The sequence below is a fragment of the Pseudomonas sp. GW821-FHT07G10 genome, assembly GCF_059418545.1.
In genome coordinates this window covers 41,832-53,756 of record NZ_JBWKQB010000037.1, presented here as the reverse complement: position 1 = coordinate 53,756, position 11,925 = coordinate 41,832, and the positions used below count along the sequence as shown (strand labels likewise).

General features: G+C 58.5%; 7 protein-coding genes. 6 read left to right on the top strand and 1 reads right to left on the bottom strand.

The genetic code is table 11. The features are described 5' to 3' along the window. Positions 1-438 precede the first annotated feature (438 nt). A complete protein-coding gene (acs, locus tag AC07O1_RS27450) occupies positions 439-2,394 on the bottom strand; it encodes an acetate--CoA ligase (protein WP_494992725.1) in 1,956 nt (651 codons plus the stop codon). A 417-nt stretch (positions 2,395-2,811) separates the two neighbouring features. Here acs and AC07O1_RS27445 point away from each other — a divergent pair, with 417 nt between their 5' ends. The 6 genes from AC07O1_RS27445 to AC07O1_RS27420 all read left to right on the top strand — a co-directional run bounded on the left by AC07O1_RS27445 (position 2,812) and on the right by AC07O1_RS27420 (position 11,752). Beyond that, positions 2,812-3,075: a DUF2790 domain-containing protein gene (locus AC07O1_RS27445; protein WP_495090819.1), complete on the top strand. Its 264-nt coding sequence runs from the start codon at positions 2,812-2,814 to the stop codon at positions 3,073-3,075. A 330-nt stretch (positions 3,076-3,405) separates the two neighbouring features. Further along, positions 3,406-3,690, top strand: coding sequence for a hypothetical protein (locus AC07O1_RS27440; RefSeq protein WP_495090818.1), 285 nt, complete (start codon positions 3,406-3,408; stop codon positions 3,688-3,690). A gap of 659 nt (positions 3,691-4,349) precedes the next feature. Beyond that, positions 4,350-5,597 (top strand): ribonucleotide-diphosphate reductase subunit beta, encoded by a 1,248-nt coding sequence (locus AC07O1_RS27435; protein ID WP_494992722.1) that lies wholly within the window; start codon positions 4,350-4,352, stop codon positions 5,595-5,597. A gap of 346 nt (positions 5,598-5,943) precedes the next feature. After that, on the top strand, positions 5,944-9,459 hold the full coding sequence (locus AC07O1_RS27430; RefSeq protein ID WP_495090817.1) for a phage tail family protein: 3,516 nt from the start codon (positions 5,944-5,946) through the stop codon (positions 9,457-9,459). A gap of 17 nt (positions 9,460-9,476) precedes the next feature. After that, on the top strand, positions 9,477-10,661 hold the full coding sequence (locus AC07O1_RS27425; RefSeq protein WP_495090816.1) for a hypothetical protein: 1,185 nt from the start codon (positions 9,477-9,479) through the stop codon (positions 10,659-10,661). Between the two features lie 20 nt (positions 10,662-10,681). Continuing rightward, positions 10,682-11,752, top strand: a complete 1,071-nt coding sequence (locus tag AC07O1_RS27420; RefSeq protein ID WP_495090815.1) for a hypothetical protein — start codon at positions 10,682-10,684, stop codon at positions 11,750-11,752. Positions 11,753-11,925: the final 173 nt, after the last annotated feature.

Here is an 11,925-nt window from a genome sequence, read left to right as displayed (position 1 = left end):
CCACCCGGTTCAACACCGAATGGGGCTCGATGACGCTGAACTCGCCTTAGGCGACGTTCATGGTCTTGATCGTTCCCACGCTCTGCGTGGAAATGCCGCCCCGGACGCTCTGCGTCCGCTGTAGAGATGACGCAGAGCGTCACAAGATGCATTCCCACGCGGGAGCGTGGGAACGATCAACCCCGGCTCACAAAAAAGCTCCACCCGGCTCAACACCGAATGGGGCTCGATGACGCTGAACTCCCCTTAGGCGACGTTCATGGTCTTGATCGTTCCCACGCTCTGCGTGGGAATGCCGCCCCGGACGCTCTGCGTCCGCTGTAGAGATGACGCAGAGCGTCACAGGATGCGTTCCCACGCGGGAGCGTGGGAACGATCAACGCAAAAAAGCCCCACCCGGCTCAACACCGAATGAGGCTCGATGACGCTGAACTCGCCTTAGGCGACGTTCATGGTCTTGTGGGTATCGATCAAATGCTGCACCACACCAGGATCTGCCAGGGTGGAGATATCGCCCAGACCGTCATATTCGGCGGTGGCAATCTTGCGCAGGATACGGCGCATGATTTTCCCCGAACGGGTTTTCGGCAGGCCCGGCGCCCACTGGATAACATCCGGCGAAGCAATCGGACCGATCTCTTTACGCACCCAGTTCTTCAACTCAAGACGCAGCGCTTCGCTCGGTTCTTCGCCACCGTTGAGGGTGACGTAGACATAGATGCCCTGCCCCTTGATGTCGTGCGGCACACCCACCACCGCCGCTTCGGCGACTTTCGGGTGAGCGACCATCGCGCTTTCGATCTCGGCGGTCCCCATACGGTGACCAGAAACGTTCAACACGTCATCCACACGACCGGTGATCCAGTAGTAACCGTCCTCATCGCGACGCGCACCGTCACCGGTGAAATACATGCCGCGGAAGGTCTTGAAGTAGGTGTCGACGAACCGGTCATGGTCGCCATACAGCGTGCGTGCCTGGCCTGGCCACGAATCGAGAATCACCAGGTTACCCTCGGCAGCGCCTTCGATGATGTTGCCCAGGTTATCCACCAACGCCGGCACTACACCGAAGAATGGTCGTGCTGCGGAACCCGGCTTGAGCGCGTGAGCACCCGGCAGCGGGCTCATCAGCGTGGCGCCGGTCTCGGTCTGCCACCAGGTATCGACGATCGGGCAGCGCGACTGGCCGACGTTTTTGTAGTACCAGTCCCAGGCTTCCGGGTTGATCGGCTCACCGACCGAACCCAGCAGACGCAGACTGCTGCCATCGGCGCCTTCGAAAGCAGCCTTGCCCGAGGCCATCATCGCGCGGATCGCGGTCGGCGCGGTGTAGAGGACATTGACCTTGTGCTTGTCGACGACCTTCGCCACCCGAGTGATATCCGGGTAGTTCGGCACGCCTTCGAACAGCAGAGTGGTCGCGCCATTGGCCAGCGGGCCATAGACAATATAGGTGTGGCCGGTGACCCAGCCGACGTCGGCGGTGCACCAGTAGATTTCGCCCGGGCGGTAGTCGAACACCCGCTCATGGGTCAGCGCGGCGTACAACAGATAGCCCGCAGTGGTGTGCTGCACGCCCTTCGGCTTGCCAGTGGAACCTGAGGTGTAAAGGATGAACAGCGCTTCTTCAGCGCCCATTTCTTTCGGCGCACACACGGTGCCCGCCACTTTCATCAGGTCTTCGTACCAGATGTCGCGGTGCTGGTTCCACTTGATGTCGCCACCGGTGCGCTTGCACACGATGACCTTCTGGATGCTGCTGGTTTCCGGGTTGGTCAGCGCGTCATCGACGTTGGCCTTGAGCGAGATTTTTTTGCCGGCACGCAGGCCTTCGTCAGCGGTGATCACCACTTTCGATTTGCAGTCGATGATCCGACCGGCCAGGGCTTCCGGCGAGAAGCCACCGAACACCACCGAGTGAATCGCGCCGATCCGGGCACACGCCAGCATGGCGACCACGGCTTCGGGAATCATCGGCATATAGATAGTCACCACGTCGCCGCGGTGCACATCCTGGCCACGCAGGGCGTTGGCGAACTTGCAGACTTCTTCGTGCAGCTCGCGGTAGGTGATGTGGCGGCTCTCGGCAGGGTCATCGCCTTCCCAGATGATTGCCACCTGATCGCCACGCTCGGCGAGGTGACGGTCCAGGCAGTTATAGGAAACGTTCAGGGTGCCGTCGGCAAACCATTTGATGTCGACATGGTGATCATCAAAGGAAGTCTGCTTCACCGTGGTGAAAGGTTTGATCCAGTCGAGGCGCTTGGCTTGCTCGCGCCAGAAGCCGTCCGGGTTGACCACCGACTGCTGGTACATGGCCTTGTAGGTCGCCTCATCAGTCAGCGTGTTGGCCGCAACCTCGGGACGAACGGGATACAGAGAAGCCGCACTCATCTTTCTTACCTCGGTGACATAGTTGTAGTTGTTGTATGCCCCAGTTGTAGCCGGGGCGGGCCTATAGAACCATTCGACGATGGTAGTAACAAGACCCTACAAAATGTCGTGTTTGCCCCTCAAGCCGCTCAAAACCGGCGCATACCGCGATTTTTACCCCTTTGAAAATGCTTGTTTCAGGACCCTTGAGGTCGTTTTCGGGTGATTGTTACAAAAACCGCCAATAGTCTTTATCAAAAGCACGGCTATATGAATGACATTCCCCCGCTTAAAATCAGCCTCGCCAACAACGGCAAAGTGATTAACCACGTTACAGCCCCCACGAAGGCACGTTAATCCAGGTTCTCTGTTCAAGCTCCACACGCAACCTCAAAAGGGTTGCGTGCTCCCTCACGACCCTAGAAAGGTAATATGGATATGAAAGCTTTATTAGTTCTGTCCCTCAGTAGCCTTTGCGCCACCGCCATGGCTGATGAGATCGCGACAGACGCTGCCAGCCAGCAAATGCCGGTGGAGGAATACACCTACTCAACCGACCTGGACATCGCCAAAGTTGTATCGATGAGCGAAATCCCCAATGTTTGTGAAGTTGTACCGGCCCGCATGGAATATGAAGACTCCAAAGGCCAACGGCATATTCTGCGATACAGCGTGATGGGCAATGGTTGCTCTAACGGTTAATCGCCCACGTTAGACCCAGAACTCTTTACCACTGCCGGCCGCAAGAAATCACTCTTGCAGCAAAGATGCCCGGATGCACACCCGATCCTGGGACTGTTGCACCGCATCGCCCAATAGAAGTGCGACCAAGGCACTCGCACTCACCTGATTCTTTACCGCTTGATCTACCGCGCTGCGACCTTCTGGCCGCAAGTGCAAGGAACGTCGAGCACTACACATCGATTTATACGATTGTTTTAAGCATTTATTTGCGCTTTTTAATCGAAATAGTCCGAGTAGTATGAGCTTCACACCCACTGAACAAAACGCACAACACCCGGAGCTACCCTCATGAAAACCAAACTGATCCTCGCCCTGACCCTCTCCGTACTGGCTGCCAACACCTTTGCTGCCGATGGCTATGACCGCACCGTCGCCGCCGACGGCTACGATCGCACTGGTTCCGCCACCGTCGCCGCTGACGGCTACGACCGCACTGGTGCTGCCACTGTTGCCGCTGACGGCTACGACCGCACCGGTTCTGCCACCGTCGCCGCTGACGGCTACGACCGCACCGGTTCTGCCACCGTCGCCGCTGACGGCTACGACCGCACCGAAGCCAGCCGCCTCAGCTAATAGCTGAGCGCGACGTCACAGCCCGGCCTCGGCCGGGCTTAGTTGTTTCTGGATACCCAAAAAACCCCGTAACACCGCATAAACCATAAACCGTAGGAGCGAGGCTTGCCCGCGATGACCGCGCAGCGGTCAATCTCAAAAACAATCCACCACCCGAACCGAACACAATTCCCTCACCCAATCCCGCCAAACTCTCTGCAACTACCGCTGCAACGCCGCTCCACCGACCTGACGACACAACTCGATGACCTCCCTTCCTCCAATACAAAAAACTCATGGCCCCAGGCAAAAAAAAATCTCCTGCGGTCAAAGCCCTATAAACCCTTGCTCCGCCTTAAAAAGCCCCTCGACAGTCGATCCCTATGCCACTTCGTCGCACCACAAAAGCAAAAAAACACCTATAATGCCGCGGTAAATCGGGCCCGCAACATCCCCTTACAGGAGGATGAAAGCAACGCTGAGGCCACCGCAGGAGCTGACGACGTCATCTCCACCCCTCAGCGACTTCAGAACACCCGTACACATTTCTGTTTATTGCCTGCGTAGTGCTGCAACAAACGATTCCTTTAGATCCAACGCGGCCAGCAGGTCGTGTGAAACACCCACCATAAGTGTTTTTCACACGGGCAATCTGGCCCTCACGCAGGAGACGACACGTCATGCTGAGCTGGGACGAATTCGACAAAGAGGACGGTGAAGTCGCCGCCAAAGGCGCCAACGCCGGCCACGCTTCTGAAGCCAACATGGACCGCCTCGACAGCGCCGGTGGTGCCGCAGCTCAAGAAGCCCGCGCCGTAACCGCCACCGACTCCGCCGCCATCATCCGCGCCAAGGCTGCTCTCGATAACCTCGACATCGCCGAAGGCCTGGCCGAGCTCGAAGGCGCTTCCGCCCGTGTTGCCGTCGACGAAAAGCGCATGATCAACTGCCGCGCCGACCTTAACCAACTCGTACCGTTCAAGTACGACTGGGCCTGGCAGAAGTACCTGGACGGCTGCGCAAACCACTGGATGCCGCAAGAAGTCAACATGACCGCCGACATCGCCCTCTGGAAAGATCCGGAAGGCCTGACCGACGACGAGCGCCGCATCGTGATGCGCAACCTGGGCTTCTTCTCCACCGCCGACTCCCTGGTTGCCAACAACCTGGTACTGGCCGTGTACCGCCTGATCACCAACCCGGAATGCCGCCAGTACATCCTGCGCCAGGCGTTCGAAGAGGCGATCCACACCCACGCCTACCAGTACTGCATCGAATCGCTGGCCATGGATGAAGGCGAGATCTTCAACATGTACCACGAGATCCCATCGGTCGCTAAAAAAGCCACCTGGGGCCTGAAGTACACCCGTTCGATCTCCGATCCGAAGTTCGAAACCGGCACCGTCGAGACCGACAAAGAGCTGCTGCGCAACCTGATCGCCTACTACTGCGTTCTGGAAGGCATCTTCTTCTACTGCGGCTTCACCCAGATCCTCTCCATGGGCCGGCGCAACAAAATGACCGGCGTCGCCGAGCAGTTCCAGTACATCCTGCGCGACGAATCCATGCACCTGAACTTCGGCATCGACGTGATCAACCAGATCAAAATCGAAAACCCACACCTGTGGGACGCCGAAATGAAGGAAGAAGCTTCGCAGATGATCCTGCAGGGCACCCAGCTGGAAATCGAATACGCTCGCGACACCATGCCGCGCGGCGTACTGGGCATGAACGCCGCGATGATGGAGGACTACCTCAAATTCATCGCCAACCGTCGCCTGTCGCAGATCGGTTTGAAGGAAGAGTATCCAGGCACCACCAACCCGTTCCCATGGATGAGCGAAATCATGGACTTGAAGAAAGAGAAAAACTTCTTCGAGACTCGGGTTATCGAGTATCAAACCGGTGGCGCGCTTAGCTGGGATTGATTCCCGGAGCTGGCCACGATCTGCCGCTCATGAATTGAATCGGCAAATCGCAAAAATCAAAAAGCCCTGAACCTGTTCAGGGCTTTTTTATGGGAGATGGTTTATCAGAAAGCGGCTTGCGCCGAGACCGGAAATCAAAACCGGACAACACCCGACAATCCGCTTTTTGCTGCTGTGCCCGAAGACGATTTCCACGCGGTAATTTCAATAGCCGGAAAAAACAGTGAATTTTTAGCCACTGGAAAATCACTGAAAGAACGGCATACGACCAATTTCAAATTGATATTACGCCCCAGACTTTTCTCACTACGCTCTCCTTCGGATGGAACCACACTCAGGAGAAATCATGGACAGGTCACCGTCACACTCATCGCCTCAAACAGCCGTCACCGTCGTTCCCGAATCCAGGTTCATGCAGAACTACCGCATTGCCAGCGCCGTTCATGGCGGCAGCTCGGCGTCGGCGATCATGAACGGACAGGGCAACGTGGAACTGTTCACCAGTGGAACAGACACCTTGGTCTGGAACATCTACCCCGACCCCAACAGTGAAACGGCCAGCGCTTCAACCCAGACCGGCCTGGCCGGTGAAGTCATCGCCACCGGCGTCACCCCTTCGGGCAACATTGTGCTGTTCGTGGCTCAGGGAACCAACCTGCTCTACACCGTAGAACAACCTCAATCCGCAACGCGCTGGTCGCCGGCCAGGTTGATCGACGTGCCCTTGCCGTCCAAGGCTCGGCGCATTGCCAAGATCTCCACCGCGCAGATCAGCGGCAAGCTGTACATCGGCGTCCTGGTCGAAACGGCCGGCAGTGTGGGCATAACCTACAACTTCAGCTACGGCATTTGGGACAGTAAAGCGCCAACGACCCTGAACCGCACCACCTTGCAGATCCAGACCCTGAATGCGGTCTGGACCGGCAGTGCCGACGTCACCGCCGCCTACAGTGTCTACGACACGATCATCCTGCAATATGTCGTCAGTTCCGGGCAGGTCGTTCGCCCACGGATCGCCGCCAGCTTCCGCACCATCGATGTGGCGGCCGCCACTGACTCGGCGGGCAATACCCAGGTTCTGGCGATCCTCGCCGACGGTAATGCCTACACATTGGTCGGTGGAGGTGCGCAGCCCTTTAGCTGGGCGCAGATGAGCATCGGTGCTTCATTCAAGCAAGTCTCCTTGCTGCCCTCCCGCCCGCAGATCAATGGCTTGCTGCTGGGGACCGACAACACCCTGCACCACACGATCCAGTCAACCCAAACGACTATCGGCTGGTTGCCTCCAGCCCCCATTTTCAAGGGCGCCCAGTCGTTTTGCGCGACGCTGGATGATGGCGGTATTGAAGTGTTCGCCCTCAAGGCGCAACAAAATACGGTCGTGCACCTGACCCGTGAAACCCTGAGCAGTAACTGGGAAATCGCGCAACTGGAGATTCAGGCCAGCGGCAGCATCGAGGACTTCGCGTCTTACAGCACGGATGTGGCATTGTTCAGTCAGCTTGGAACGCCGTTGGTGGAAACACCGGTCCAGGTGTGGACGGCCGAGCCTTCGCGCCTGGCCATCAATGGCAGTGTCTACTACGTCACGCCCCGGCGCCCGGTCCGAGTGCTCACCAACAACGCCGGCGTCTTGTCCATTGCCCAGCAAACCGATGCGCTGGCGATTCCCGCGATACTGATCAATGTCCCCACTCTGATGTCGCCGGGCGAGTCCATCGAGATACGGCAAAATGCCGAGGTCCAGGACTCATTGCGCAAGGCCGATGGAAACGAGCTGATGAATGCCAAGCTGGCGAATGGCACTCCCTTGTTGACTGGCCAGTACCATAAACAGGAGACCGCCAACGCGGTAGCCGAGGCAGTCAACCGCTGCATGAATCTGACCGATTCTGCGTTCATGTTGCCGCAGACAGGCACCCCTTACCTTGACCCTCGCCGTCCGAGAGCGGGTGTCTCTCTACGCTCGGACACTGCGCAGCTGGCGCAGACTTTCGATCGCGCAGAGGTGCCGGATCAACATTGGCGGCTGTCGGTGCAAAACGGTCAGCTGGTGTTTACCGATCTGTCGGCGGAAACCGCCCATAGCGAGCTTCTGTATCTGCGCAGCAGCGCGATTTCGGCAGGTTTGTTCGGCTGGCTGGAAGATATCGGCGATTTCATCGCCGGAGTCGCCCAAGGCATCATCGAAGTGGTCGACTATGTCGTCAGCAAGGTGGCAGCCGGGATCCAGGCGGCTTTCCACTTCATCGTCAATGGCGTGACGTATCTGTTCGAGACCCTGATCGACACGGTGGAGAAAGCCTTTGACCTGGCCGAATCGGTGTTCGCGGCGGTCAAGGTGTTCTTCCAGGAGCTCTATGAGTGGCTGGCATTCCTGTTCAACTGGAATGACATTTTGCGCACCCACGATGCACTGGCTCACATCGTCAATACGGGGTTCGATTTTCTCGCCGGCGCGGCCGGCGGTATCCAGAACAAGGTGGATACCGGGATTAATACGTTGCAGGGCCAGTTGCAGCAATGGTTCAACCAGGCCAAGACCACCATTGCAGGTAGCCACAGCCTCGGAGGGTATGAGCAGGCAAACACCCCGGATGATCCGGCCACCAGCAAGTCGGTGGCCAACAACATCATCTACAACGGCCTGGTGAACAATGCGTCCTCCGCAACGTCCGCCCAGGGAACCTTCATGCTGGCCAACGAACTGGGCGACCCGATCAGTGATTTCATCGCCAAGCTCGGGACCCTCGTCGACGTCACCGAAGCCTCCCAGGCCTTTGCCGATGCCCTGACCTACCTGTCGGACCTGGGAACCAACCCGGACCAGATTTTCCGCAAGTTGCTGGCGGCCTTGATGAGCGTCGTTGAAGGGGTGCTCCAGGCCATACTGTCCGGTGTCCAGGCCGTGGTCGATGCCCTGCTGCAACTGGTCCAGTCATTGGTGACCAGCATCAAGGGCCTGCTGAACGCCGAATGGAAAATTCCGTTTGTCAGTGATCTCTATCGACTGATTACCAACGGGTCGGCGTTGACCACCCTGGACCTGGTAGCGCTGGTGCTGGCCGTGCCGGGCACGATTCTCTACAAAGTCCTCAAAAGCACTGCGCCGTTCCCGAACAGTGACAGTGTCGTGCACTTCAAGACAGCCTTCAATGCCCAGCGGCTGCTGGTCGCCACGGGCTTGGGATCGGCCAATGGCCGTGTGCGCAACCGGATCACCGACGATGTCTGGACGGGTTTCCTGCCCAGGGATCTGGCGTTGGTGACGGGCGTGCTGGGGTCGGTTTCCTACTTCTTCTATGGAGCCCTGACAGCCCTGGGCGATGGCATGCCGCCGGAGCAGGCACCACCTGCCATCGTCGGCTACGTCGCTTATATGCTCGAGCTGTCCGCTCAGATTTGCAGCTGTCCGTGGTTCCTGTCCGCCGGTGCACCAGGGTGTGCCACCGCCGATGGCGCCGGTCGCACGCTGTGGATCTATACCTGGGTCGGTCTGGTGCTGGACATGGTGTTTCTCGCGCAATGGAAACGTATGCCTGAGAACAAGGACGACCTGGGCGTGGTCGCCACCTTCATTTATGGCCTCGGTCATCTCGGAGCGGCTATCCCGGCGTGCATTGGCCAGAGCGCCACGACCGTGGCCTTGAACGTCGTACCGTGCATCCCGGAAATCTGCAAGCCACTGCGCCTGACCCAAGTGGTCGCCGCCACCGAGGGCTTCTCGCTCGCAGGGCAAGCCGCCCTGGATGCCATTTGCTACACGTCCACCACGGTGCTCAACGTGGTGGCAGTCAGTGCCGCAACCAACCCACCCACCGAGGATGTTGCGCCGACGCGCACCACCATCCTCCCAGCCTGAGTCAAAAGGAGTTTGACATGTTAATAGTCTCTAAAGAGTCAGCCACCGTTGGTCATGGATACCTTTCGCGCTTGCTACGCGGCCCGGCAGTTCTACCGCAGGCTGATCAGCCCAGCCTCCGGGGTGCCTATAACCAGGGTATCTACATGCGCCCTAACCAGAGTAACCAGGGGACCGTGCCGGCGGGATCGCCTCTGTGCGCCTGTCCTGATATCTGGATTGCCGGACTTACGCCGGTGACCAATTACCAGACCGCGCTGGCTACTGCCGCCAGCTACGCGACCCAGTCCAGCGACTCCATCACTCAAGGTGGCCCTAACTACCTCTACGTCCGGGGCAAGAACGGCACGGCGGTTCCACGCACGACCAAAGTCCAGCTGTACGGTGTGCCCTGCGCCGCCATTCAGTGGCCAGGAAACTGGGCCAACTTCGCCATTCCCACCGATCTCGACCATCCGGACGGCACACCGCCGATCTATACCTCGTCCATGGTCAACCTGGGGTCCGGCAACATTGGTGTGGCCGCCGATACTTTTGTCTGGGCCAACCCGCAACCCCCTACTGACGGAAGCAGCCATTACTGCCTGATTACCTGGCTCAACAATGAGAGCAACCCATTTCCCGATGTGCTGACACAACTGGACATGGCGACCCTGGTGACGAACAACCTGCAATTTGGCTGGCGAAATGTGGCCATGGCTTCCGCCCAGTCACCGACGATACAGATCAATACTCAACTGATCATCCCGGACGATGTCTCGCCGGGAAGTCGGGAATATTCCTTGCAAGTCACGAACAATGGGTTCACGCCTAACACAGACAACAACGGCTGGACCTTCAGCCTCTCCTGCAGCCGCAACGACGCCAAAGGCAACCCTATTTCGATCGGCAACACCGCCATGCCCGCGCTTAGTCACTTCGTCGGCGTGCGTTGCTGGCTCGAACCGGGCTATAGCGCCACCCTCACACTCAACCTGTATCGCAACAACGGGCCGGCAGCCCAAACGGGCGCGTCGATGGATGTCACCCCGGCTTACTACTCAGATGGCACTCCTCAAGAACTTGAAGAGGCTTTGCAAAGGGGGCTGGTGGACTTTGCGATGTCCCACGCGTTGCACAGTGCCTATCGTGGTACCACCAACGCCAACATCCGTCCACGAGCCGTTGTGTTGCTGGGCGCTGATGGTCTGCGCATCAAATAACCGAACAAGGAGTTCACGTCATGAGCGAAGCCGTCGTTAACTTATTCAGCCGTAGTACCCCGAGCGCCGAAGATATTTATCTGCGTAACAACCTGAGTTCCAAAGGCGTCGTGCCCTTTTCACCGCCATTGGGGCTCTGTCCCGATATCATTCAGAGCGATGTTCCGGTCAAGGATTTTCAGAACGAGTTCAGCTCCGTAGACAGTTGGCAAAAGGCCTACAATGTCGAGCCCCTCGGGGCGCAGCAAAACTACTATTACGTGCGTGGCATGAATGGTAGCCAGTCCACGCCAACGGACTCGTTCTCCTTGTACTACGCCCAGGCACAGGTCTTCATGCTGCCGGTCATTTGGAAGGGCAATCTGCTCTCTACCGCCCTGGGCTGCGAGGCATCGACAGTCACGGCAACGCCGGGGCATATAGGGGTCGGCCAGGAGGCGTTTGTATGGACGCCGCCACCGGTCAATCTCGACAGTTATTTCAACCTGATCGCCCAGGTCAACACTGGGAACCAGCCGAACCCCGTGCCCACGGTGGGTGGTTGGCTGGACCTGGCGAAGCTGATTGGCCAGACCCCCACCTTCGGATTTCGCAATCAATCCATGGTGGAAGGCAATCAGTGGGTACGCCGCCAGCAACTGCGTGTCCCAGCCAACTTCACGTCGGCGCCCATCAGTATTGCCATCTCGGCCACCGGGCTGACCGGAACCACGGCCAGCCTGTTATGCGACACCGTGGCCCCCAACCAGAAGCCGATTCTGCTCGGCCCACTGACGATCCCGGCCGATGGTCTCGTGACCGGCGCACAGTTCACGTTACCACCGGGGTACACCGCCAACCTGGCCGTCCAGTTCTGGAACCCCGACAACGTCAAGATTGCGCCAGGCGCCAGCTTGCGGGTGACGTTCAGCTATCCGATCACCACCGGCGCCGAGTTTGAACGGGCGGTGCAAGAGCAGTTGGTCAATCACAGCGTCAATGACGAACTGAATCGGCCGATCGGGGCCTCGATCCAGCCCAAGGCCATGGCAATCGTCAGCCAACTCACGTTTACCTTCAGCGCGGAAAATCCGTTGAGCCGACACTCGTAAGCGGCTGCTTACCTGGACAGCGCTGCTCTCATCCAGTGAGGGCAGCGCTTGAAAGGGAGCGGGGAAATCGAGGTCGGGTTGGCGGGGACTTACCGAGACTCGCCCGCGTAACGATCGCCAAAAGCCAGGCCCTGGACGATGCGATTGCCATCCTTGGGCGACTCCACCTATCT

Bases quoted from the DNA above. Each gene is read 5' to 3' on its own strand.
- AC07O1_RS27445 (WP_495090819.1), top strand. From the start codon at position 2,812: ATGAAAGCTTTATTAGTTCTGTCCCTCAGTAGCCTTTGCGCCACCGCC.
- AC07O1_RS27430 (WP_495090817.1), top strand. From the start codon at position 5,944: ATGGACAGGTCACCGTCACACTCATCGCCTCAAACAGCCGTCACCGTC.
- AC07O1_RS27425 (WP_495090816.1), top strand. From the start codon at position 9,477: ATGTTAATAGTCTCTAAAGAGTCAGCCACCGTTGGTCATGGATACCTT.
- AC07O1_RS27440 (WP_495090818.1), top strand. From the start codon at position 3,406: ATGAAAACCAAACTGATCCTCGCCCTGACCCTCTCCGTACTGGCTGCC.
- acs (WP_494992725.1), bottom strand. From the start codon at position 2,394: ATGAGTGCGGCTTCTCTGTATCCCGTTCGTCCCGAGGTTGCGGCCAAC.
- AC07O1_RS27420 (WP_495090815.1), top strand. From the start codon at position 10,682: ATGAGCGAAGCCGTCGTTAACTTATTCAGCCGTAGTACCCCGAGCGCC.
- AC07O1_RS27435 (WP_494992722.1), top strand. From the start codon at position 4,350: ATGCTGAGCTGGGACGAATTCGACAAAGAGGACGGTGAAGTCGCCGCC.